Source organism: Streptomyces sp. NPDC001604 (genome assembly GCF_042893475.1).
GTDB lineage: Bacteria > Actinomycetota > Actinomycetes > Streptomycetales > Streptomycetaceae > Streptomyces.
Map to the genome: position 1 here is coordinate 248,115 of NZ_JBIAUY010000014.1, position 23,867 is coordinate 271,981.

A 23,867-nucleotide genomic window follows, 5' to 3' on the forward strand; every position below is an offset into this window, starting at 1 on the left:
GCGCCTCCCGGACACCTGTCAGCGCAGCGGGAGCGCCCGAGTGTGTTCGATGCGTACGGCGTCCAGGGACTGGGAGTCGAGGCCCAGGAGCCGCAGGATCGTCGGGGCGATCTGTGTGGTCCGCACCGCGGCGCCGACGCGCACCCCCTGCGGGGTGGCGGCGCCGGAGACGACGAGCGGGACGTCGAGGTCGTCGGCGTGGGCGCCCCCGTGTTCGGCGATCTTGCCCTTGCCGCCGGTGTAGACGACGCCGTACCGGGTGATGCCGAACAGGTCGGGAACGCGGGAGTCGCCCGGGCGGACGTGGAAGTAGCGGGCCACGTCAGCGCCCGCGTACAGGGTCTTCAGGCCGGCGGACGTGAAGGGCTTGGCCGCGCCGTCGATGCCGTTGCCGGTGCCGGACTGAGCGAGCAGGTACGCCTTGGCGAAGTCGGTGGCGGCCTTGGAGCGGTCGGTGAGCCAGAGGAGCATCGCGTCGTCGTCCACGGCATGCGCGACCAGGTCGCCGGCGCCCGGGTGCGCGGCCTTCCACGCGGTGTTGAGCCCGTCCAGGAGGGGGCCGTCGTCGATACGGGTCAGCGCCTTCGGGTCGGTCGGCGACTGGCCGTGCTTGGCCGACAGGACGACCGTCGTGCTGCGGTCCAGGTGCTGCTTGTGCAGTTCGGCGAGGAAGACCCCGACCTGCTGGTCGACGAAGTCGAGGTTCTTGGCCAGCAGCGGCCCGGGAACGCCCTCGGCCTGGTAGCCGCCCGTCAGCCCGTCGGAGGAGGGCAGCTTCTGGGCTGTCGACACCGACTGGAAGTTCATGCCGAAGACCGCCGGGGTGCCGACCTCGTGGGTGCGGCCCTGGTCGTAGCCGTCGATCTCGTTCAGCACGGCCCGCACCTTGTAGCCGTCGTACTGTTCGGTCGCCGCGTTGTCCTTCGTCCAGTCCTTGCCGGCGGGGTAGCCGATGGCCTGGCTGTTGATCTCGGGGGCGAACAGGTCCTGGATGCCGTTGCCGCTCGGGCCGTTGAGGATGTCGTACGCGACGTGCTTGTCGGACCACGCGGTCCGCAGCCCGGCCTTGCGGGCCACGTCGAAGACCGTGTTCACCTTCAGGTAGCCGTGCGGGTAGAGCGGCTTGCACGTCTTCGGGTCGACCGGCAGCTTCGACGGGTCGATGAGGCTCGCTGCGTCTCCCGTCATCTTCAGGATGCTGCCGGGCAGCCCCGCGAGGCCCTGACCGGCGTCGAGGGAGTCCTTGTTCTTGTCGAGGTCCTCGGTGAGGTCGACCTCGGCCCCCCGCTCGGCGCCCGCGCAGGCGGTCGTGCCGGCCGGGAGGAGCGCGGCGTCGTACGTGTCGTCGTAGTAGACGCCCGTGGTGCCCGGGTCGCCGCCGGTGAGCTGGCCGACCATGCCGGGGAACGAGTCGGAGGGGACGGTGGTTCTCGCGTGGGTGTACTCCACGCCCCCGCCGACGAGTCGGGCGAGCGCCGAGTCGGGGTGGCGGTCGATGTACCAGGCCAGGTCGGACTGGTGCAGGCCGTCTACGGACAGCAGCAGGACGTGCCGGGCGCGAGCGTGTGCCTGCGCGTGTGCCGCGGCGGGCGCGGTGGCCGTGGCGGTGAGGGCGCCCGCGGCGGCGAGCGCGGCGGCTGCCGCGGCGACGGTACGGGCGGGACGGACTGGACGTCGGAACAACGGTGCTCCTCGGTTGTACGGCGCGGGGGGCGGCGGCGAACCGTGCAACGACATGGGAAGGGCAGAACGTGTACGGGAGCGGACGTACGGACCGGGTCCTGCCCAAGAAACGCATCGGCGCACGCAAAGAGGTGCGCTGCCGACGCCGCCCACCGGGTCCCGGACAACTCCCGTACGGTGGACGGGCCCTCCCCGCGCCCGGCCTCAGCGGCCCTCTGAGAGCAACTCGCGCGCGGCCCGCTGAACATCGTCCTCCGACACGAGCACCAGTTGCGCCGCCTGCCCCAGCGGGACGAAGCTGTCCGCGCTGGTGACCCGCCGTACCGCGCCGCTGAATCCGCCGTCGACCAGGGCGGTGACGACTCCCTCCGACACGCCTCCGGTACGGCGGGTCTCGTCGACCACGAGGACACGGCCCGTCACCCGGGCCTCCCGCAGCAGGTCGTCGACCGGCAGGGGGGCCAGCCAGCGCAGGTCGACGACCCGGCAGGCGATGCCCTGTTGCTCCAGCCGGCGCGTGGCCCGAAGCGAGATGCGCAGGCCGTTGCCGAAGGTCACGAGGGTCAGGTCGGTGCCGGTGCCGTAGGTGCGTGCCCGGCCGATCGGTACGTGCTCGGCGGGTGGTGGGTAGGGGGTGAGCCAGGCGTCGTCCCCGTCTTCATGGAGATCCCGGGCGTGGTAGAGCGCGATGGGTTCGAGGAAGGCGCTGATGGTGCCGTCCACTTTCGCCGCCGCTACGCAGGTGCGGAGCATCGCGGCGGCGTCGTCGGGGCGGGACGGGGAGGCGATGACCAGGCCGGGAATGTCGCGCAGGGCGCCCACCGCGTTGTCGTTGTGGAAGTGGCCGCCGAAGCCGCGCTGGTAGCCGTATCCGGCGATCCGCACCACCATGGGGTTGCGGTACTGCCCCTGCGAGAAGAACTGCAACGTGGCGGCCTCGCCGCGCAGTTGGTCCCCGGCGTTGTGCAGATACGCGAGGTACTGGATCTCCGCCACCGGCAGCAGCCCGGACAGGCCCGCCCCCAGCGCGAGCCCGAGGATGGCCTGCTCGTCCAGCAAGGTGTCGAAGACCCTGGCGGTGCCGAAACGCCGCTGCAGGCCCCTGGTCAGTCCGTAGACCCCGCCCTTGCGGCCGACGTCCTCACCGAACACGACCAGCTCCGGATGGCTGCCGAGCAGGTCGGCGAGCGTGTGCGTGATGGCCTGCGCGACGGTGACGGGCTCGCCCACGGGTGCCGCGGACGCCTCGCTCGTACGACGTGCCGCAGTCGCCACGAGGTCGGCGCGGCGGGGTGCGATGGGGGCGGCGATCTGTGTGGCGGTGGTCAGGGGCTCGCTCTCCAGGGCCTCCTTGGCGACGGCGAACACCCGGCCGCCCACCTCGTCGTACCGGTCGAGAACCTCCTGCCGGGTGAGGACGCCGGAGGCTGTGAGCAGCCGCGCCGTGGCCAGCAGCGGGTCGCGGCGCAGGTCCGCGGCGACGTCGGAGGGCATCCGGTAGGCGGCTTCGGCGTCCGAGCCCGCATGGCCGAGGAAGCGCACCGTCGACAGGTGCAGGAACGCGGGTCGGCGGTGCTTGCGTACGTGGGCCACCGCCTCGCGCGCGGTGTCGTACGCGGCCTGCGGATCGCAGCCGTCCGCGGCGAAGTAGGCGAGGGCGGGCCGGTCGCCGTAGGCGCGCCGCACCCAGTCGGGCGGGGTCGGCACGCTGATGCCCAGGCCGTTGTCCTCGCAGACGAACAGGATCGGCATCGGCAGGCCCTGGTAGGCCGCATGGCAGGCGCTGTTGATGGCGCCCGCCGCCGTGGAGTGGTTGACCGAGGCGTCGCCGAAGGAGCAGCAGACGACGGCGTCGCCGGGCCAGGCGCACTCGGCTCCGAGCCGCCTGGCGCGGGCGATGCTCCACGCCACCCCGACCGCCCGGGGCAGGTGGGAGGCGATGGTCGACGTCTGCGGAATGACGGCCAGTTCGCGGCGCCCGTACACCTTGTGCCGCCCACCGGCGATCGGCTCCTCGGTCCCGGCGGCCACCCCCAGGAGCATGTCCCTGACCGCGTCGACGCCGCCGGCCTGCCGGGCGCGGGCGCAGTAGAACGCGCCGGAGCGGTAGTGCAGCAGCGCCGGGTCTGTGGGGCGCAGCGCGAGGGCGAGCGCGGCGTTGCCCTCGTGCCCGCTCGATCCGATGGTGTAGTAGCCGCGGCCCTGCTGCTGCATCCACCGCGCCGCGAAGTCGGCGTGCCGGCTCTCCGACTGGGCGTCGAACAGGTCCAGTGCGGTACGGGAGTCCAGCGGGCCCGCAGCCCGGGCGGCAGACCTCAGACCGGCCACCGCCTCGCGGAAGTGCCGGTCCAGGTCCTCGACGCCGCTCACAGGCGGAACGCCATGTCGGGTTCGAGCGCGGCCACGTCCATCTGCGCCTTCTGCAGCCGGCCGGAGTGGTCCCAGTTCATCGACTGCCACCGGGTGAACTGGTCGAGCACCCACTGCCCCGACTGGCGAGAACCGTTGCCCGACTTGCCGTTTCCGCCGAACGGCAGGTGCGCCTCGGCCCCGGAGGTGGTGTTGTTGACGCTGACCATGCCGGCGGAGATGCCGCGCCGGAAGGTCCACACCTCGTGCGGGTCGGTGGTGTAGATCGCGGCGGACAGGCCGTAGCCGTGGAGGTTGGCCAGTTCCAGGGCTTCGTCGAAGTCCCGGTAGGTGGTCACTCCGACGAGGGGGCCGAAGGTCTCGGTGAGGAACAGGTCGTCGTCGCGGCGCACCCCGTCGACGATCACCGGGTGGTAGAACAGGCCCGCTTCGGGGTCGCCGACGAAGCCCTTGCGCGGGTTGTCGGCCGTGATCCGTCCGATGCCGTCGGAGCCGTGGGTGCGGTGGTGGTCCTTGATCCAGCCGAGGAAGGTCTCGTAGCGCTGCGCGAACCGCTCGTCGAGCATCGGGCCGTACAGGACGTCCTCGAAGGCGTCGCCGATCCGGGCCGCGCGGCTCGCGGCGTCGAAGCGGGCGAGGAAGTCCTCGTGCACGGACTCGTGGACGAGGAGCGTCCCGAGGGAGGTGCAGCGCTGACCGGCGGTACCGAATCCGGAGAACAAAGCCCCTTCCACCGCCAGGTCGAGGTTCGCGCTCGGGGTGACCACCTGGGGGTTCTTGCCGCCCAGCTCCAGGCAGGGGGTCTGCAGGTGGCTTCCGCACAGGGCGCCGATCTTCTGGCCGACGAGCGTGGACCCGGTGAAGCCGACCTTGTCGACCAGCCCGGCGTCGAGGGAGGACTCCAGACCGACGTACGTCTGCTCCCCGTCGGCCAGCACGAGGTTGAGTACGCCGTCGGGCAGGCCGCCGCCGTGCACGAACAGGTCGAAGAGGGCCTTGGCGCTCGCGGCGGCGTACTCGGCGGGCTTCCACACCACGGTGTTGCCGGTCACCAGTGCCGGCACGAGGTACCAGGCCGGCACGGCCACCGGGAAGTTGCCCGCGGTGATCACCGCGACCGCGCCGACGGGATTGCGGAAGGTGAACAGCTGCTTGTCGGGCATCTCCGAGGGCACCGTCTGCCCATAGAGCCGACGGCCCTCGCCCAGGAAGAAGTCGCAGGTGTCGATGATCTCCTGCACCTCGCCGAGCGCCTCCGCGAGCGGCTTGCCGATCTCTTCGGTGACGATGCGGGCGAGCCGGTCCTTGTTGGCCTCGACGAGCCGGCCGATCTTTCCGATCGCGGATCCGCGCACCGGCGCCGGGACCTCGGACCAGGACCGCTGCGCCGCCTTCGCGGCCTTGGCGGCCTCGACGAACGTCGAGGCGTCCCCGAGCGAGATCTCGGTGACCACCTCGGTGGTACGGCCGGGATTGGGGCGTTGGAGAGTCCCGCCGGGAGCGCCGGCGACCGGGTGGCCGGCAACGATCGAGGCGACGGAACGGGCCATGACATTGCTCCTTGTCCGCTGGGGTGGGGCGGTGTCCGCCGGGAAGTCAGTGCAGGCCGGCGAGGACCCGGTCGAGAGCTCGCAGGGCGAGGGTGAGCTCGTCCTGGGTGATGGACAGGGCGGGACGGAAACGCACCGAACGCTCACCGCACGGCAATGCGATCACCTGCTCCTCGGTGCGCAACCGGCGCACCGCCTCGTCGCGGGCGCCGCTGTCCGGCAGGTCGATGGCGCACATCAGCCCGCGTCCGCGCGCGTTGGACGCCACCGCCCCATGCCGGACTTCCAGATCACGCAGTTCGGCAAGGAACCACGATCCCACGGCGGCGGCGTGCGCCACCAGATCGTCCCGTTCGATGATCTCCATGATGCGCCGGGCGCGGACCATGTCGACCAGGCCACCGCCCCAGGTGGAGTTGATCCGCCCGGAGACCCGCAGGACGTTGTCGGGCACCTCGTCCACCCGGCGGCCGGCCATGATGCCGCCGAGCTGGACCTTCTTGGCGAAGGCCACGATGTCCGGCTCCAGGCCGAGTTGCTGGTACGCCCAGGTGGTGCCGGTGATGCCCACACCGGTCTGCACCTCGTCGAGCACGAACAGCGCGTCGTACTCGTGGCACAGTGCCTGCATCGCCTGGAGGAACTCGGGGCGCATGTGGTTGTCGCCGCCCTCGCCCTGGATCGGCTCCGCGATGAAGCAGGCGACGTCGTGCGGGTTGTCCTCGAAGGCCCGGCGCGCCTGTGCGAGGGCTCGTTGCTCGGCCTCCTCGACCTCGGCGAGGTGGCGTTCGAGGGGGAAGCGCATCGCGGGTACGTCGATGCGGGGCCAGTCGAACTGCGGGAAGCGGGCCGTCTTGTTGGGCTCGGTGTTGGTCAGCGAAAGGGTGTATCCGCTGCGGCCGTGGAAGGCGCGACGGAGGTGGAGCACCTTGGTGCCCAGGTCGGGGGAGCGGCCCGCGGCCTCGTTGCGGCGGCTCTTCCAGTCGAACGCCGTCTTCAGCGCGTTCTCGACGGCGAGCGCCCCGCCCTCCACGAAGAACAGCCTGGGCAGCTCCGGATCGCCCAGCACCCGGGCGAACGTCTCGACGAACTCGGCGTAGTGCGTGGTGTACATGTCGGGGTTGGCGGGCTTGTTCGCCGCCACCTGCGCAAGCAGGGTCATGAACTCCGGATCGCCCACGATGCCAGGCGCGTTGAGGCCCAGCGGAGCAGAGGCGAAGAACGAGTAGAGGTCGAGGAACTTCTCACTGGTGCGGGCATCCACGATCCACGAGCCCCGACTGGCGAGCGGGTCGAGCACCAGCTTGAAACCGTCGGTCAGCACATGACGGCCGAGTCTTTCGTGCACCTCGCCCGGGTGGATCGTCGACGCAGCAGCAACCGTCATGGGACACCTACTCTCGATAGCCGCGAACAGGAGATGTTTCGTCAGTCACGAGGAGTAACAAAATTATGTTAGGTGTGTTGGCGAGATTGCCGCAAGATTTCGTGCCGGGGTAGATGTGAATGCCGCCCGGAGGGGCTTGTCCACCGGCTCGACCTGCGTTACTGATCATGACTTAGGCCGATTGTCAGTGGTGCGTCCTACTCTCGCCATATGACCTACTGCGTCTGGCACAGGGGCCTCGGCATCACGCTCGACCTGACCGAGGCGGATCTCGGGCACCCCGAATACCCGCGGCTGCTCGACGAGATCTACGGCAACTACCAGCCGGATCTTCTGTACTGCCTGGAAGCCCATGAGGACGAGGGGTTCATCTGCCCCGGCTTCATGGCCATCCGCAAGGTCAACGGCCGCCCGCACGCCATGCACGTGGCCAAGGGGGAGCGCCCCGAGACGAAGGACGAAAGCGATCTCCACAAGGCCCTGAGGGAGTACACCGTCAAGGTCGCCGCGGGAGAGGGATTCCGGGTCACGGGGGCCGCGGGTGTCGAGGGTGGAAAGCGCCGTACGGACGTGACCGTGGAAGGCGCCGAGCGTCACCGGCTCGCGTACGAGATACAGCTCGCGGCCATAGCCGGCGGTTCCGTCGACGAGCGCACCCGCACCGCATTCCGGGACGGGCTCACCCCCCTGTGGCTCGTCAACAACGAGAACGCGATCCCCATCGACCGCGCGCCCTGGGCCCGGCTGAACGTACAGAGCTGGCGGGACGTGACCGACCGCGCGGCTCTGCCGGTGCGCGGCGGCATCAAGCAACTGCACATGTCCCGCTGCGACTGGAGCAATGCGGTCCCCTGCCCGCAGCAGGGCGCCGGCCGCTGCGGCGGACGGCACGCGCTGTGGGAACCCGTGCGCGGCCTCTACTACGACGACGTCATCCGGCGCACGGCCACGGGCGAACTCGTCTCGCTCTACCTGCCCCATCCGGCGGGCCGGCGCGGCTGGTACATGTGGGTCACCCCGACGGACAAGGACGAGTTCCTCGAAGGCCGTCCCGAACCCCTGCCCGGGCCCCGCACGGGCGGGCTGGGACACGTGCCCGCCCCTCGGGCCGGTGCGTGGGAGGCCGGTGACCCCCTGGAGGCGGGTCTTCGCAGCGAGCTCACCCGGGCGCGTGACGACGAACGGCCCATCGACGCCTCGCTGTGGCACACCGAGCCGGGGCCGTCCGAGTTCTCGCGCCCCTTCACCGTGGGCGAGTTCCTCATACCCGGCGATCTGGTGGCGGCCCGGCGGACCTTCACCCGGGCGCTGGAGCACTGCGCGGACATCGCCGCGCGCCTGCCCAGCGGCGCGGACATCGCGGCCGGACGCGCCGAGATCACCGGCGAGCAGCGGGAGCGCCTCGCGGACGCCCGGGAGCGCTGCCGACGACTCGCCGAGGAGATGCACACGCACCCCTGGTGGGAGACGGTCGGTGACCGCCATGCCGCACGGGAGGCGCTGACGTACGCCGCGACCCACGACACGGCGCCCTGGACTATCCGTCCAGAGATTGGACCAGTAGTCTAAGTGCATGGTTGACGAGCATGTCCACGACGCCGAGCGGGATGCGATCCTCGCCGCGCTCAGACCTGTGGTCGACGGGATCGCGGCGACGTTCGGCCCGGTGTGCGAGGTGGTCCTGCACGACTACCGGCAACCGGAGAAGTCGGTCGTCGCCGTCGCCGGCGAGGTGACCGGGCGGGCCGTCGGCGGGGCGATGAGCGAGATCGGCATGAGGGTGCTCGCGCGCGGCGACGAGGCGGCCGACGACCTCAACTACGTCACCCGCACCGCGGCCGGAAAGCTGGTCAAGTCGTCCACGATGGTGCTGCGCGACTCCACCGGAGCGGTGTTCGGCGCGCTCTGCGTCAACGTGGACAGCGGCGCCGTCAACGAGGCCCACGCCCTGCTCGGCGCACTGGCCGGCCTCGGCACCGGGGCCACTGAGCCGCCGGTCACGGCCTTCGGCAACGACATCGACTCCGTCGTGGACGCCATCCTCGACGCCCACCGGCTCGGACGAAGCCAGAGCTGGGCCGCACTGGACCGGGCCGAGCGCCTCGACCTGTTCCGCAGACTCGACGAACACGGTGTGTTCGCCGTGCGCCGGGCGATCGAGCAGGTCGCCGCCCGGCTCGGCATCTCCCGCGCCTCCGCCTACAGCTACCTCGCCCAGGCCCGAGCCGCCACCGACCCGACCCCCGCTGGAGGACACGCGTGACGACCACCATCCCGCCGGTCACCCTCGACACCGTCCGCGACGCCGCCGACCGGCTCAAGGGCATCGCCCACCGCACCCCCGTACTGCGCTCCCGCACGCTCGACGAACTCGTGGGCGCCGAGGTCTTCCTCAAGTGCGAGAACTTCCAGCGGGTCGGCGCCTTCAAGTTCCGCGGCGCCTACAACGCGGCCTCCCGGCTCACCCCCGACCAGCTGGCCCGCGGCATCGCCGCCTACTCCTCCGGCAACCACGCCCAGGCCGTCGCCCTCGCCGCCCGCGAACTGGGCACCACCGCCGTCATCGTCATGCCGGAGGACGCCCCGCGCTCCAAGGTGGACGCCACCGTCGGCTACGGCGCCGAGATCGTGACGTACGACCGCTACACCGAGGACCGCGTCGCCGTCGGCCAGACCTTGGCCGACGAGCGGGGCCTTGCCCTCATCCCGCCGTACGAGCACCCCCACGTCATGGCCGGGCAGGGTACGGCCGCGCTCGAACTCCTCGAGGAAACAGGGGAGTTGGGCGCACTGGTGGTGCCCGTCGGCGGCGGCGGGCTGATCGCCGGGTCCGCCACCGCGGCCAAGGGGCTGCACCCCGGGATCCGCGTGATCGGCGTCGAACCGGAGGCCGGGGACGACACCAAGCGGTCCCTGGAGGCGGGCCGGCGCGTCAGCATCCCCGTGCCGCGCACCATCGCCGACGGACAGGCCCTGGACACGCCCGGCGAGCTGACGTTCTCCGTCAACCGGCGGCTCGTCGACGGCATCGCCCTCGTCTCCGACGACGAGATCCGCGACGCCATGCGCTTCGCCTTCGAGCGCCTGAAGATCGTCGTCGAGCCCAGCGGGGCCACCCCACTGGCCGCCCTGCTCGCCGGGCGTGCGGGCTCCCTTCCGCGCCGGATCGGTGTCATCGTCTCCGGCGGGAACGTGGACGCGGACCGCTTCGCCCGGCTGTGCGGCCGGGCGACGGCGTCATGACCAGAACTCGTTGACCTTGTCGATGTCCGCCACGCACTCGTCGAGGTCGGTGATCTTGTCCCCGACGATCCGGAAGACGATGGCTCCGTCCTCGTCGACCCGCTTGTCACCGCGCTGGGCGGTGAAGTGGTGCATGGAAACCGCGTGGCCGCGCCCGTCCACCAGGACGTTGCGCAGCTCGACCTTGAACGTGCCGCCCGTCTCCTCGTAGAGCCGGCGGTAGTAGTCGAGGACCGCGTCGATTCCCTTGCAGTCGCCGGACAGCTGGTGGCTTCCGGGTACGTGGTGCGTGGCGTCGCCCGTCATCATCGAGCGCAGGGTGTCCATGTCGCCGCGCGAGAAGGCCTCGTAGCCCGTGCGGACGAGTTGTGCGTGGGGATGTTCAGCCACGGTGATCGCCACCTTTCTGGGTGGTTCGGCGAAAGCGGCCTCGCACCATTCTCCGCTCGTTCGACCCGGTTGTCCGCTCATCGACGTTTTCTCCGCATCCCGGATGGCGGTCCCGGCTGGACCGGCGGACGATGGTGGGGTGGGCGGGGCTCGCAAGGAAGGGAGCCGTCATGCTTGAGATCAAGGCCGTCGAGAAACCCGACGAGCGGCGCGATTTCCCGCGCGGACACCTCGAAGCCGTCCATATGACCGGACTCGACTTCGCCGTGGGGACCTTCGAACCGGGCTGGAAGTGGTCGGAGTCCGTGGCACCCATCGCCGGGACCAAGAGCTGCCAGGTCCATCACAACGGGTACTGCGTCTCCGGACGCATGCGCCTGCGCATGGACGACGGCGCCGAGCAGGAGGTAGGACCGGGCGACGTGTTCGTGGTGTCGCCGGGCCACGACGCCTGGGTGGTCAGCGACGAACCGTGCGTGGTGTACGACTTCGCCGGCCAGATGGCGACGGAGTACGCGAAGAAGGGCTAGCGGTCAGACCGGCAGCAGGCGCGCGATGAGCGCGCCGAGCTGCCGCGCGTTGCGGCACTCGTGCATCTCCACCAACTCGGCGTACTCGGGTGCGGCGGAGTCACCCGTGCCCCACTGGGCGTGCGGCTCGGGATTCAACCAGTAGACGCGGCGGGCCCGTTCGGCCACCTGCCGTACCGCCGACAGGTTCGGGTCGCTCATGTTCGTACGGGCGTCGCCCAGCACGAACACCGTCGTGCGCGGGCTCACCGCGTCGCCGTACCGCTCCGCGAACTCGCCCAGGGCGACGCCGTAGTCGCTGCTGCCGTGCCAGCCCGTGAGCGTCGCCTCCGCCCGGATACGGGCGCCCAGCCCCTCCGGGTCGGCCGCACCGTGCTCGAGCAGCCGGGTCACCTCGTCGAGCCGGTTGACGAAGGCGAACACCCGCACCTTGCTGAACTGGTCGTGCAGCGCCTGCACCAGCAGCATCGTGAAGTCCGAGAACCCGGACACCGACCCCGACACATCGCACAGCAGCACCAGTTCGGGCCGTACGGGACGGCGCCTGCGCAGCACCGGCTTCATCGGCACCCCGCCCGTCGACAGGGAACCACGCAGGGTGCGCCGCAGATCGATGCTGCCGCGGGCGGCGCGGCGCCGGCGGGCCGCGAGCCGGGTGGCCAGCTTGCGGGCCAGCGGCTGAACCGTCCTGCGCAACTCGGCGAGCTGGAGCTTCCCGGCGTACAGGAAGTCGACCCGGTCCGGCGTGGTGGCCACCGCGCGCCGCGCGAGCTCGTCCCGGTCGCGCTGCTCGGCGATCCGGCGCCGCGCCTCCACGGCCACCTGTCTGCGGAAGGTCTCGATGCGCCGCCGGATCTCGTCGTCGAGCAGCCGGTCGGCGAACCCGGAACTGCCGTCACGGGCCTGGACGTTCTCGCGGACGCGGGCCAGCAGGGTCTGCGGGCGGAGCCGGTCCAGCGCCTGGTACGACGACCAGCCCTGCGACCCCGGCGCCGCACCGTAACCGCCGAACCCGTCGACCGCCTCCGCCGCCAGCTGCCCCATCAGCACCACGTCGCCCGCGGCGAGTGCGGCGGCGAGCCGTTCCCGCAGATCGTCCCGGTCCGCGGGCTCCGCCTCCGGCGCGCCCACGCCCCGCGGGAAGTACAGGTCGAAGACCGGATCGAACACCTGCCGCTGCACCGTGCCGTGCAGCAGCGTCGCGGCCAGTCCCTCCCGCAGCAGCTCCCGGTCCGCCAGGCCCAGCGCCGCCACCGCCTGCGCCGCGTCCACGGTCTCGCCAGTGCCGATCCGCATGCCGTGCGCGCGCAGCGCCCCGACCAGCGAGGTGAGGCGCTCCGCCACTCCCGGGGCGGTCACACGGCGTCCAGGTCGAGCTTGGCGGCCGCCTTGAGAACGTCGTCCTGGTGCTTGAGCAGGACACCCAGACTGTCCCGCACGACGCCCTCGTCGAGGGTGTCGGCCCCCAGCGCGAGGAGGGTGCGCGCCCAGTCGATCGTCTCGGCGACCGAGGGCACCTTGCGCAGGTCCATCGCGCGCAGCGCACCGACCACCCGCACCACCGAGTCGGCCAGCGCCGCATCCAGGCCGGGCACCTTCAGCCGTACGATCCGGCGCTCCAGCTCCTGCTCGGGGAAGCCGATGTGCAGGAACAGACAGCGACGGCGCAGCGCCTCGGACAGCTCGCGGCTCGCGTTCGAGGTGAGGACGACGAAGGGGCGGCGGGTCGCGGTGATCGTGCCCAGCTCGGGCACTGTGACCTGGAAGTCGCTCAGCACCTCCAGGAGCAGGCCCTCCACCTCGACGTCCGCCTTGTCGGTCTCGTCGATCAGCAGCACCTTGGGGTCGTCGCCGCGGATGGCGGTGAGCAGCGGGCGGGTGAGCAGGAACTCCTCGCTGAAGATGTCCGTGCGGGTCTCGTCCCAGGTCTCGTCGCGGCCGGCGCTGATGCGGAGCAGCTGCTTGGCGTGGTTCCACTCGTACAGCGCCCGGGACTCGTCCACGCCCTCGTAGCACTGCAGCCGGACCAGCCGGGCACCCGCCACCTCGGCCACGGCCTTGGCGAGCTCCGTCTTGCCGACCCCGGCCGGGCCCTCCACCAGCAGCGGCTTGCCCAGCCGGTCGGCGAGGAAGACGGTCGTGGCCACCGCGGGCGAGGCGAGATAGCCGGTGGCGGCCAGACGCGCGGAGACGTCGTCGACGGATGAGAACAGCAACGGGGCCTCCAGCTCGGCATGGGTCGGGTCTACTATCTAAGCGCTTGTTCACCCCGCTGTCACGCAAAATGTGGGGCGGCCGGGCGAAGCACGCGGCACCCTTCGGGTCGTGATCGGGCACCCGCCGGCGGTAGGTCGTCGCCGCCTTCGAAGCCGTTGTCAGTGGTGCCTTGTACGTTCCGGGCATGGGGATCTATCTGGTCAGTGTCGGTGCGCAGGAGTGGTTCGCGGACGACGAGGAGGAGGGCGGCCGAGGAGCCGTCGCCTCCGCGCTCGACGAGGAGTTGAGGCGGCGCGGTCTGCCGGCGTACACCTCGGTGCCCGAGGAGGCGGACTTCGTGCGCGGCTCGGGGATGTCGTTCGAGGAGAAGCTGGTGCCTCCCATGGACGGCTTCAGCGCCCTGTGCCGCTCGCATCTGTCACGGGCCGAGGAGGAGGTGCTCTGCGGCTGGACACTGCTGGTGCCACTGTCCCTCGACGAGGAGATCTGGCTCCCCGTCAACTCCGCCCACACGGACGAGACGATGGTCGCCGGCGCTCCCCAGGTCCTCCGCCTCGCCGAGCGGCTTGCCACAGCCGTCGAACTGCCGGTGGACGAGATACCGGCGGCCAACGACAACCTGGACCTGACCATGTGGTTCCTGGACGGACCGGCGAAGGACCTGGCCGCCACCCGGCCCGGCCCATGGAGCGAGAACCTGGACACCGCGTTCTACGTGGCGCTGTATCTGCGGGCCGCCCAGCACTCGCTGCGCCGCGGCTGCCCGATCGCGTACTGCTGATACGCACCCCGCGGTGACTCCGGCACAACGAAATCCCGGGATGGCTGTCAGCGCCACCCCGGAATTCTCTTCGTTCATGCGGGGTCGTAGGAGGGCTCCAGGTCTTGTCGGGTTACTGGTGGGACGGCGGGTTCGCCGCGGGTGTTGGAGGCGCGCAACCCGATGACTCCGGCGGCCAGGAGACAGAGGGCACTGACGAGCAGGGCCCGCTGGAATCCGGCGGTGAGCGCCTCCGGGGGCGGGATGTGCGCGGCCAACAGGTGGCTGGTGCGGCTGGTCGCGATCCCGCTGAACACCGCCAGGCCGAGCGCTGACCCGAGCTGGAAGGAGGTGGTGATCAGGGCCGCGGCCAAACCGGCACGATCCTCCGGCACACCCGCGTTCGCGGCCGTCTGCACACCGGCGTACAGCAGCCCCAACCCGGTTCCCATGAGCACCAGCGGGGCGAGGAGGTTGCCGAGATAGGTGCCGTCCACCGGGATGCGGGAGAGCCACAGGATGCCACCGGCGGCGAGCAGCGCACCGGAGACGATGATCGGACGGGTACCGGTCCGGACGAACATCTTCGTCGCCAGGGTCGAGCCGAAACCGATGCCCACGCTCACCGGCACATACGAGAGCCCGGACTGCAGCTGGGAGTACCCAAGGACGTTCTGCATGTACAGAGTGACGAAGAAGAACATCGAGTAGAACCCGGCCCAGGCGATCACCTGGGTGGCATCGGCCGCGGCCAGGCCCTTGATCCGGAAGATCGACAGCGGGACCAGCGGATGGGAGCGCCGTTGCTCATTGACCACGAACGCGGCCATCAGCAACGCCGAGGCGGCCAGCCCGCCGACGGTGCGGCCCGCACCCCAGCCCTCGTCCGGCGCCTTCACCAAGGTGAAGATCAGCAGCAGCATGCCGGCGGTGACCAGCACGGCGCCGACCACGTCGAAACCGCCCGGCGCGGACCGGCCGTGGTCGGCTTTCAGGATCCGGAACGCCCCGAACAGCACCAGCGCGCACAGCGGGAGGTTCACGAAGAACACCCACCGCCAGCCGAAGTCCTCGGTGAGCAGCCCGCCGAAGAGCAGGCCGACCGCCGAGGCCATCCCGCTGATCCCGGCCCACACGCCCAGCGCCTTGTGCCGGTCGGAGCCCTGGAAGGTGGTGGTCACGATGGACAGCGCTGCCGGGGACATCATCGCCGCCCCGAAGCCCTGGACGAGCCGGGCGCCGACCAGCAGCCCCTGGTTCTCGGCCAAGCCGCAGGCCAGCGAGGAGGCCGCGAACAGAGCGGTCCCGGCGATCAGCAGCCGCCGCCGCCCCAGCAGGTCCCCGGCCCGACCGCCCAGCAGCAGGAACCCGCCATAGGTGATCAGATAGCCGCTGACCACCCACTGCAGGTTCTGCACCGAGAACCCCAGCTGCGTACGGATGGTCGGCAGCGCGACGTTCACGATCGCGCCGTCCATGACGTCCAGGAACGTCACCGCGCACAGCAGCGCCAGCGTGACCTTCCCGCGCCCGGTCGCCAGGAACGACTCCCGCGGCGGTGCCGCCGATGCGGTCATGGCGCCGCTCACGATCCGGCTGCTTCCATCACGGGGCCGACCTCGACCCCGCCACCGACCCGCAGCACCGGGCAGTCCTTGGCCAGCGCCAGCGCGCCATCCATGTCCTCGGCGGACACCACCGAGTAGGCGACCATCCGGGAGTCGCTGCCGCCGACCTCGCCGAGCGAGGCGTAACCGGTCACCGCGTTGCCGACGTCCACCAGGGCCGAGCCCAGCGCGCCGAACCAGGCCTGCCACTCGGCCGGCGTCCCGGCGTCGGGCTCGTAGCCGGAGGGCACACGGAAGGAGAAGACGTACTTGGTCATGATCTGTGGTCCTGTTCTGTGTCCGGGGCGTGCCCCGGACCGGGACCGCCTCCAACCGGGTGGACGCCGGCGCCGACCCGAAATTGGTCGGCGCACGGCCGCCCAATTCGCAGGACCGACGGCGTCTTCATGGTCAGGTGAGCCGAACGCACCCCGACGGGAAGAAGAAGAGCGAGGATGCATGCCGATGGAGAGGGACACGACGGATCTGATCGCCCGGGCCCGGGCCGGCGACCACCAGGCGTTCCGCGACCTGGTGCAGGGCCACTCCCACGAGTTGCAGGTGCACTGCTACCGCATCCTCGGATCCCTGCAGGACGCCGAGGACGCACTCCAGGAGACCCTCGTGTCCGCCTGGCGTAACCTCGGCGAGTTCGAACAGCGGTCCTCGCTCCGGACCTGGCTCTACAAGATCGCGACCAACCGGTGCCTGAGCATGTTGCGGGCCGACAGCCGACGCCCCCGCATCGCCGCCCCGCTGCCCGAGGCCGACCTGCCCGAACCCACCGGCGTCGGCGACGCCCCGGCCTGGCTGGAGCCCTACCCCGACGTCCTGCTCGACCACCTCGTCGACCGACGCCCCGGACCGGAGGCCCGCTACGAGACCACCGAGGCCATCTCGTTGGCCTTCATCACCGCCCTGCAACTGCTGCCACCACGCCAACGCGCCGTTCTGGTCCTCCGCGACGTCCTGGGCTACCACGCCGCCGAAGTCGCCCAGATGCTCGGCACCACTCAGGAATCCGTGAGCAGTGCCCTGAAACGCGCCCGCGCCACCGTCGACAACAGCCTCGCCGGCCCCAGCCACACCGGTGGGCCCGCACCCCGACCCGACACGGCCGCCGAACAGCGGCTCGTCGCCCGGTTCACCGATGCCATGGAACGCGCCGACCTGGACGCGCTGATCGAACTGCTGGTCACCGACGTGAGGCTCTCCATGCCCCCGGCCATGCTGGAGTACCGCGGCATCGAAACAGCGCAGCGCATCCTGGCCGCCGTCACCTTCCGCCCCGGCCGCGCCTACCGCGCAGTCCCCACCCGCGCCAACGGCCAGCCGGCCTTCGGCCTGTACCTGGCAGACCCCCACGCCGGTGTCTACCGCGCCTACTGCCTCCTGGTCATCACCACGGCCGGCGACCACATCACCGCCATCACCAGCTTCACCACCGACGTCATGACACGCTTCGGACTGCCCCGAACCCTGCCCGAAACGGATTGAAGGACCGCCGACCGACCCCCCCCGCGCTCACTGACGGTACGGAGGTCAAGGGTTGACTTCGCCACTCGCACGACCGCTCACCAGCACCACCTCCAGCGTGCGCGGTCCGTGCACCCCCTCCACCCGGTCCAGTTCGATGTCGCTCGTCGCCGACGGGCCGGAGATCCATGTCAACGGGCGGGCCGGGTCGAGGCGTTCGAGGGCCTGGGGCACGGACGAGACGACCTGCTCCGGGACCCGTACGACACAGATGTGGTGGTCGGGGACGAGGGTGATGCGACGGCGGCCCTGGTCGGGGCTGCCGTCCAGGACGATGGTGCCGGTCTCGGCGATGGCGACAGCGCAGCCGGTGACCACGCTCTCGACCTGGTCCAGCTCGTGCGGGGTGCTCTCGGCGCGATCCGGCACCCGCTCGGCGTCCGTCGCCGCAAGCCACCCCTCATCCAGACCGGACGGCACCAGCAGCGTCTTCGAGCCCCGTTCGGCGAGCAACCGGCCGATCACCGCCGCCAGCTCGGCCCCTGTGCAGCGGTGCACGACCGCCCGGTAGTCCGCCAGGTTCTCGGCCAGCAGATCCACCGTCTGCTCGACACTCCGCTCCCCGTGCTCCCGCAGATAGTCGCGTGAAACGGCCTGCTCGTACGGCGTGTCGTCCTGTGGTACGTCTGCGAGTGCGCGCCGCACCCGGCCCAGGATCCGTTCCCTGCTGCTCACTTCGCGCCGTCCTTTCCGCCGTTCGTACGCTGCCACCAGTCGCGGAACGGTTCCGCGGGCACCGCCGGCAGATCCCGGCTGCCGCTCCACGCCTTGCCCGGACCGGGCAGCGTCCGTGGGTGGAGGCGGCGGGTGCGGGAGGCGAGCCGCTGGCCGGTGCGCAGGGCACCCGGGTGCGTGAACGCCCAGCGGGCCGCGCGCATCGCCGCCCGTTCGGCCGCGTGTCCCTTCGCGGGCTGCAGCACCACCTTGTTGCCCTCGCGGGTCACCTGCCCGCCCTCCACGACCCGCTCCCGCAGATGGACCAGCACCTCGGGGATGTCGATGGCGACCGGGCACACCTCGTAGCAGGCACCGCACAGCGACGAGGCGTACGGCAGGGAGGCGTCGATCTCGCTTGCAGTGCCCCGGAGCTGGGGGCTGAGGATCGCGCCGATCGGGCCGGGATACACCGAGCCGTAGGCGTGGCCGCCGGCCCGCTCGTACACCGGGCAGACGTTCAGGCAGGCCGAGCAGCGGATGCAGCGCAGCGCCTGGCGGCCGACCTCGTCGGCGAGGGTGTCGGTGCGGCCGTTGTCGAGCAGCACCAGGTGGAAGGTGCGCGGTCCGTCGCCGTCCGTGGTGCCGGTCCATGTCGAGGTGTAGGGGTTCATGCGCTCGGCGGTGGAGGAGCGGGGGAGGGTCTGCAGGAACACCTCCAGGTCCCGCCAGGTCGGCACGATCTTCTCGATGCCGACGACCGAGATCAGCGTCTCGGGCAGGGTCAGGCACATCCGCCCGTTGCCCTCGGACTCGACGACCACCAGCGTGCCGGTGTCGGCGACCATGAAGTTGGCGCCGGAGATGCCGACCTTGGCGCGCAGGAACTTCTCCCGCAGGTGGAGGCGAGCGGCCTCGGCGAGTTCGGCGGGTGTGTCGGTCAGGCCCTCGGGGGCCGGGCGGCCCCACTCGCTCATCTCGCGCTCGAAGATGTCCCGGATCTCGCCGCGGTTGCGGTGGATCGCCGGGACCAGGATGTGGGAGGGCCGGTCCTTGCCCAACTGCACGATGAGTTCGGCGAGATCGGTCTCGTAGGCGCGGATGCCCTCGGCTTCGAGGGCTTCGTTGAGGCCGATCTCCTGCGTGGCCATCGACTTGACCTTGACGACCTCCGTCTCGCCGGTCGCCTTCACCAGACCGGCCACGATCCGGTTGGCGTCGTCGGCGTCGGCGGCCCAGTGCACGATGCCGCCCGCGGCCGTGACCGACTCCTCCAACTGCTCCAGATACCGGTCGAGATGACGCAGCGTATGGTCCTTGATCCGCTTGCCCGCCTCGCGCAGCGCCGCCCAGTCCGACACCTCCGCGACGGCCTTCGCCCGCTTGGCGCGGATGGTGTGGGTGGCGTGCCGCAGATTGCCGCGCAGCGTCGGGTTGTTCACCGCCTCGTGCGCGGCCTTCGGAAAGGCCGGCATCCCTACGAACGTCCCGCTCATACGGCCGGCTCCTCCTCCGTGCTCGCCAGGATCTCCGCGATGTGCACCGGCCGCATGCGGCTGCTGAGCCGCGTCATCGTCCCGCCGATGTGCATCAGACAGGAGTTGTCGGCCGCGCACAGCACCTCCGCGCCGGTCGACTCGGCATTGCGCACCTTGTCCGCGCCCATCGCCGCCGAGACGTCGGAGTTCTTCAGCGCGAAGGTACCGCCGAAGCCGCAGCACTCCTCGGCACCCGGCAGCTCGACCAGTTCCAGACCCTTCACGGCCTGGAGCAGCCGGCGCGGGCGGTCCCCGAGCCCCAGGCCGCGCAGCCCGTGACAGGTCGGGTGGTACGTCACCTGGTGCGGGTAGTACGCGCCGACGTCGGTCACCCCGAGCACGTCCACCAGGAACTCGGTGAGCTCGTACGTCTTCGGGACAACAGGAGCCAGCGTCGCCGCGAGCGTGTCCCCGCGCCCCTCGGCCCGGGCCCGCTCACCCATCCGCGGATACAGCTCCCGCACCATCGCCCCGCACGACCCGGAAGGCGTCACGATCGCCTCGTACTCCCCGAAGACATCGGAGAAATGCCGGGCCAGTGGCTCCGCCTCATGCCGGTACCCGGTGTTGTAGTGCGCCTGCCCGCAGCAGGTCTGGGCCATCGGGAAGTCGACCTCCACGCCCAGCCTGGACAGCAGTTTCACCACGGCGCGCCCGGTCTCCGGGTAGAGCGTGTCGTTGACACAGGTCAGGAACAGGGCGACACGCATCGCGGCTCCTTGCGATCGATCATCGGATGAGTGAAGGGTAGCCGGGGGACGGGGCGCGGGGGAGACCCCTCTCACCTTCCGGTGAGCCGGGCCTGCGCCTCACGCCACCGGGCGGCGTCACCTCGCGGCTCGTAGCGGGTCAGCGGCTGGGTGCGGGTGAGCAGGCGCCGCCCGCTCGCGAGGTCGCCGACCAGCCCGTGCGCCCGGGCCTGGACCAGCACGTTCCCCAGCGCCGCCGCCTCCGTCGGACCCGCCACCACGGGCAGCCCGCACGCGTCGGCGGTCAGCTGGCACAGCAGCGCGTTGCGGGTGCCGCCGCCGACGACGTGCACGACGTCGACCGGATGCCCGGTCAGCCGCTGGGCGTCCTCGATCGCCCGGCGGTGGGCCAGGGCCAGCGAGTCGAGAATGCAGCGCGTGATCTCCGCGGGGGATTCGGGCACCGGCTGTCCCGAGACACGGCACGCCTCGGCGATCCGCTCCGGCATCCGCCCCGGCGCCAGGAACACCGCGTCCCCCGCATCCACCACCGACCGCAGCGCCGGCACCTTGGCCGCCTCCCGCAGCAGCTCGCCCAGCTCCGGTTCGCCCCAGGCCCGTACGCACTCCTGGAGCAGCCACAGTCCCATGATGTTGCGCAGATAGCGGACCGTGCCGTCCAGACCCAGCTCATTGGTGAAGTTGGCGGCCCGGCTCTCCTCGCTCAGCACGGGCGCATTCAGCTCGAGACCGGCCAGCGACCAGGTCCCGGTGCAGATGTACGCGAACCGCCCGCCGTCGGCCGGTACGGCGGCCACCGCGGACGCCGTGTCGTGCGAGCCGACCGCCGTCACCGGCACCGGACCCCTCAGCCCGGTCTCCTCCAGCACCTCCGGCCGCAGCACACCCGCCGGATCCCCGGGCTGCCGCAGCGGCGCGAACAACCCCAGGTCGATCCCCACACGGGAGGCGACCTCGTACGACCACTCACGCGTCCGAGGGTCGATCAGCTGGGTGGTCGAGGCGTTGGTGAGCTCGGTGCCCTGCTCGCCGGTGAGCCAGTAGGACATCAGGTCCGGGATGAGCAACAACCGCTCGGCATGGGCGAGTTGGGCCGTCTCCCGCGCCGCGACCAGCTGGTACAGGGTGTTGAAGGGCGCGTACTGCAACCCGGTCGCCGCATACAGCTGCTCGGCGGGCACGCTCGCCCACACCTTTTCCGCGACGCCCTCGGTGCGGGAGTCCCGGTAGTGCACGGGATTGCCGAGCAGCGCACCGCCTCCGTCCAGCAGCCCGTAGTCCACGGCCCAGCTGTCGATACCGACGGAATCGACCTGCCCGGCAGCCCTGAGCCCGTCCAGGACGCCCCCGTACAGGGACAGGATGTCCCACCGCAGCCCCTCGGGCACCCGGACGGGCCGGTTGGGGAAGCGGTGCGCCTCGGTCAGCTCCAGGCTGTCGGCGCCGACGCGGCCGACCATGACACGCCCGCTGGACGCGCCGAGGTCGACCGCGGCGTACGACTTCACGAACGCGCTCACCGCAGGAAGGCGGCCGCGACGCCGGCGTCGACCGGGACGTGCAGCCCGGTGGTGTGGGTCAGCTCCCCGCCGGTCAGCGCGAACACGGCGTTCGCGACATGCTCCGGCAGTACCTCCCGCTTGAGGATGGTCCGCTGGGCGTAGAACTCGCCCAGCTTCTCCTCAGGCACCCCGTACACGGCCGCCCGCTGGGCACCCCAGCCGCCCGCGAAGATCCCGGAACCGCGCACCACACCGTCCGGGTTGACCCCGTTGACGCGGATGCCGTGCTCGCCCAACTCGGCTGCCAGCAGCCGCACTTGATGAGACTGGTCGGCCTTGGTGGCCGAGTAGGCGATGTTGTTGGGACCGGCGAAGACGGCGTTCTTGGAGGCGATGTAGACGATGTCACCGCCCAGCTCCTGCGCGATCATCACCCGGGCCGCCTCCCGCGACACGAGGAAGGACCCACGGGCCATGATGTCGTGCTGCAGGTCCCAGTCCCTGGCCGAAGTCTCCAGCAGCGGCTTGGAGATGGAGATCCCGGCGTTGTTGACCACCAGATCGACCCCGCCGAAGGCGAGCACGGCCGCCTTGAAGGCCGCGGCGATCTGCTCCTCGTCCGTCACGTCCACGGTGACGGCGACCGCCTTGTCCGGGCCACCCAACTCCTCGGCCACCGCAGTGGCGTTGTCCGCATTGAGATCGGCGACGACGACACACGCGCCCTCACCGACCAGCCGCTCCGCGATGGCCTTGCCGATCCCGCTGCCCGCACCCGTGACGAGTGCGACCCGCGTGGCGAGCGGCTTGGGCTTCGGCATCCGCTGGAGCTTGGCCTCCTCCAGCGCCCAGTACTCGATGCGGAACTTCTCCGACTCCTCGATCGGCGCATACGTCGACACGGCCTCGGCACCGCGCATCACGTTGATGGCGTTGACATAGAACTCGCCGGCCACTCGCGCCGTCTGCTTGTCCTTGCCGAAGCTGAACATGCCCACACCCGGCACCAGCACGATCGCCGGGTCGGCACCGCGCATCGCGGGGGAGTCGGGCAACGCGTGCCGCTGGTAGTAGGCGGCGTACTCCTCGCGGTACTCGGCGTGCAGCTCCTTCAGCCGCGCGATCGCCTCCTCCACGGGAGCGGACGGCGGCAGGTCGAGCACGAGTGGCCGTACCTTCGTCCGCAGGAAGTGGTCGGGGCAGGAGGTCCCGAGCGCGGCGAGCCGCGGATGCTCGGCCCGCGCCAGGAACTCCAGGACGACCTCGGAGTCGTTGAAGTGCCCGACCTGCGGCTTGTCCTGAGACGCAACGGCCCGCACATACGGCGCCAAGGCCGCCGCCCGCTCCCGCCGCTCGGCCTCGGGCAGCGCCTCGTAGCCCTCGATCACCGGCCCGAACGGCTCGTCCTTCCCCCGCTCGGCGAGGAATGCCTCGGCGGTGCGGATGATGTGCAGCGAGTTGCGCTCGCACTCCTCGGAGGTGTCGCCCCAGGCGGTGATCCCGTGGCCGCCGAGGATGCACCCGATGGCCTGCGGGTTGGCCTCCTTGACCGCGGCGATGTCCAGGCCGAGCTGGAACCCGGGCCGCCGCCACGGCACCCACACCACCGTGTCGCCGAAACACTCGGCGGTCAGCTTCTCCCCGTCGGCCGCGCAGGCGAGCGCGATCCCGGAGTCGGGGTGCAGATGATCGACGTGCGCGGCGTCGACCAGACCGTGCATCGCGGTGTCGATGGAGGGAGCAGCACCCCCCTTCCCGTGCAGGCAGTAGTCGAACGCGGCGACCATTTCGTCCTCGCGCTCGACACCCGGATAGACGCCCTGCAGGGCCCGCAACCGGTCCAGCCGCAACGCGGCGAGCCCGGCCTCGGTGAGCGTGCCGAGGTCGCCACCGGACCCCTTGACCCACATCAACTCGACATCACCACCGGTGACAGGGTCGGTACCGGTGCCTTTCGCGGAAGTGTTGCCGCCGGCGTAGTTGGTATTACGGGGATCAGCACCGAGGCGATGGGACCGGGCCAGCAGAGCGGCAGCTTCGGGGTGGGATGCCATGTCCATTCAGTCCTTCTGGAGATACGTGCCCCGACAGGGGTGCGGGGCTGTACAAATGTGCGGCTCCGTTGCGCCCCTTTTAGGGGTGCGGGGCTGTATCAATGTGTGGCTGCGCCGCGCGGGCGCGACCGGTCGC

The 23,867-nt window shown here is 70.9% G+C and carries 20 protein-coding genes; 6 read left to right on the top strand and 14 right to left on the bottom strand.

Going from position 1 to position 23,867, the window contains the following annotated elements:
* Positions 1–18 precede the first annotated feature (18 nt).
* The 4 genes from ACFY1E_RS32535 to lat all read right to left on the bottom strand — a co-directional run bounded on the left by ACFY1E_RS32535 (position 19) and on the right by lat (position 6,990).
* Positions 19–1,683, bottom strand: a complete 1,665-nt coding sequence (locus ACFY1E_RS32535) for an alkaline phosphatase family protein (protein WP_389082203.1) — start codon at positions 1,681–1,683, stop codon at positions 19–21.
* A 204-nt stretch (positions 1,684–1,887) separates the two neighbouring features.
* On the bottom strand, positions 1,888–4,053 hold the full coding sequence (locus ACFY1E_RS32540) for a thiamine pyrophosphate-dependent enzyme (RefSeq protein ID WP_389082205.1): 2,166 nt from the start codon (positions 4,051–4,053) through the stop codon (positions 1,888–1,890).
* Positions 4,050–5,603: an aldehyde dehydrogenase family protein gene (locus tag ACFY1E_RS32545; protein ID WP_389082207.1), complete on the bottom strand. Its 1,554-nt coding sequence runs from the start codon at positions 5,601–5,603 to the stop codon at positions 4,050–4,052. The genes ACFY1E_RS32540 and ACFY1E_RS32545 overlap by 4 nt, the downstream gene beginning before the upstream one ends.
* Positions 5,604–5,649: 46 nt before the next feature.
* A complete protein-coding gene (gene lat / locus ACFY1E_RS32550) occupies positions 5,650–6,990 on the bottom strand; it encodes an L-lysine 6-transaminase (protein WP_389082210.1) in 1,341 nt (446 codons plus the stop codon).
* A gap of 210 nt (positions 6,991–7,200) precedes the next feature.
* Between lat and ACFY1E_RS32555 the strand changes: the two genes are divergently transcribed.
* Genes ACFY1E_RS32555 through ACFY1E_RS32565 form a run of 3 tightly spaced genes read left to right on the top strand, consistent with a single transcriptional unit; the run spans position 7,201 to position 10,233 of the window.
* Entirely contained in the window at positions 7,201–8,559 is a 1,359-nt protein-coding gene (locus ACFY1E_RS32555; RefSeq protein ID WP_389082212.1) for a hypothetical protein, read from the top strand.
* 4 nt (positions 8,560–8,563) lie between these two features.
* Positions 8,564–9,253, top strand: a complete 690-nt coding sequence (locus tag ACFY1E_RS32560) for a transcriptional regulator (RefSeq protein ID WP_389082214.1) — start codon at positions 8,564–8,566, stop codon at positions 9,251–9,253.
* Complete coding sequence (locus tag ACFY1E_RS32565) at positions 9,250–10,233, top strand: threo-3-hydroxy-L-aspartate ammonia-lyase (protein ID WP_389082216.1); 984 nt, start codon at positions 9,250–9,252, stop codon at positions 10,231–10,233. Before ACFY1E_RS32560 ends, ACFY1E_RS32565 begins: the two co-directional genes overlap by 4 nt.
* Here the strand turns inward: ACFY1E_RS32565 and ACFY1E_RS32570 are convergent.
* Positions 10,228–10,623: a nuclear transport factor 2 family protein gene (locus ACFY1E_RS32570; protein WP_389082218.1), complete on the bottom strand. Its 396-nt coding sequence runs from the start codon at positions 10,621–10,623 to the stop codon at positions 10,228–10,230. The two genes, ACFY1E_RS32565 and ACFY1E_RS32570, sit on opposite strands and share 6 nt — an antisense overlap.
* Positions 10,624–10,793: 170 nt before the next feature.
* On the opposite strand from ACFY1E_RS32570, the gene ACFY1E_RS32575 reads away from it, so the two are divergent.
* Entirely contained in the window at positions 10,794–11,153 is a 360-nt protein-coding gene (locus ACFY1E_RS32575) for a cupin domain-containing protein (RefSeq protein ID WP_351483510.1), read from the top strand.
* Positions 11,154–11,156: 3 nt separating this feature from the next.
* On the opposite strand, the gene ACFY1E_RS32580 is transcribed toward ACFY1E_RS32575, so the two are convergent.
* Together ACFY1E_RS32580 and ACFY1E_RS32585 are read right to left on the bottom strand one after the other, a co-directional pair.
* Positions 11,157–12,449, bottom strand: a complete 1,293-nt coding sequence (locus ACFY1E_RS32580) for a VWA domain-containing protein (RefSeq protein WP_389082260.1) — start codon at positions 12,447–12,449, stop codon at positions 11,157–11,159.
* A 59-nt stretch (positions 12,450–12,508) separates the two neighbouring features.
* Positions 12,509–13,366 (bottom strand): AAA family ATPase, encoded by an 858-nt coding sequence (locus ACFY1E_RS32585; protein ID WP_389082262.1) that lies wholly within the window; start codon positions 13,364–13,366, stop codon positions 12,509–12,511.
* Positions 13,367–13,554: 188 nt separating this feature from the next.
* Between ACFY1E_RS32585 and ACFY1E_RS32590 the strand changes: the two genes are divergently transcribed.
* Positions 13,555–14,151 (top strand): hypothetical protein, encoded by a 597-nt coding sequence (locus ACFY1E_RS32590; protein WP_389082221.1) that lies wholly within the window; start codon positions 13,555–13,557, stop codon positions 14,149–14,151.
* Positions 14,152–14,225: 74 nt separating this feature from the next.
* On the opposite strand, the gene ACFY1E_RS32595 is transcribed toward ACFY1E_RS32590, so the two are convergent.
* Together ACFY1E_RS32595 and ACFY1E_RS32600 are read right to left on the bottom strand one after the other, a co-directional pair.
* Positions 14,226–15,719: an MFS transporter gene (locus ACFY1E_RS32595; protein ID WP_389082223.1), complete on the bottom strand. Its 1,494-nt coding sequence runs from the start codon at positions 15,717–15,719 to the stop codon at positions 14,226–14,228.
* Positions 15,716–16,015, bottom strand: coding sequence for a hypothetical protein (locus ACFY1E_RS32600; protein ID WP_389082226.1), 300 nt, complete (start codon positions 16,013–16,015; stop codon positions 15,716–15,718). Before ACFY1E_RS32600 ends, ACFY1E_RS32595 begins: the two co-directional genes overlap by 4 nt.
* A 187-nt stretch (positions 16,016–16,202) precedes the next feature.
* Between ACFY1E_RS32600 and ACFY1E_RS32605 the strand changes: the two genes are divergently transcribed.
* Positions 16,203–17,234: a sigma-70 family RNA polymerase sigma factor gene (locus ACFY1E_RS32605; RefSeq protein WP_389082229.1), complete on the top strand. Its 1,032-nt coding sequence runs from the start codon at positions 16,203–16,205 to the stop codon at positions 17,232–17,234.
* Positions 17,235–17,279: 45 nt separating this feature from the next.
* Here the strand turns inward: ACFY1E_RS32605 and ACFY1E_RS32610 are convergent, their stop codons facing one another.
* The 5 genes from ACFY1E_RS32610 to ACFY1E_RS32630 form a co-directional block, all read right to left on the bottom strand.
* The gene (locus ACFY1E_RS32610) at positions 17,280–17,948 is read right to left on the bottom strand and encodes a lactate utilization protein C (RefSeq protein ID WP_389082231.1); all 669 of its coding nucleotides are present in this window, start codon (positions 17,946–17,948) and stop codon (positions 17,280–17,282) included.
* A complete protein-coding gene (locus tag ACFY1E_RS32615) occupies positions 17,945–19,423 on the bottom strand; it encodes a LutB/LldF family L-lactate oxidation iron-sulfur protein (protein ID WP_389082233.1) in 1,479 nt (492 codons plus the stop codon). Before ACFY1E_RS32615 ends, ACFY1E_RS32610 begins: the two co-directional genes overlap by 4 nt.
* Entirely contained in the window at positions 19,420–20,175 is a 756-nt protein-coding gene (locus tag ACFY1E_RS32620; protein WP_389082236.1) for a (Fe-S)-binding protein, read from the bottom strand. Before ACFY1E_RS32620 ends, ACFY1E_RS32615 begins: the two co-directional genes overlap by 4 nt.
* 71 nt (positions 20,176–20,246) lie before the next feature.
* A complete protein-coding gene (locus tag ACFY1E_RS32625; protein ID WP_389082265.1) occupies positions 20,247–21,683 on the bottom strand; it encodes a rhamnulokinase family protein in 1,437 nt (478 codons plus the stop codon).
* Between the two features lie 8 nt (positions 21,684–21,691).
* Positions 21,692–23,731: a bifunctional aldolase/short-chain dehydrogenase gene (locus ACFY1E_RS32630; RefSeq protein ID WP_389082238.1), complete on the bottom strand. Its 2,040-nt coding sequence runs from the start codon at positions 23,729–23,731 to the stop codon at positions 21,692–21,694.
* Between the last annotated feature and the right edge of the window lie 136 nt (positions 23,732–23,867).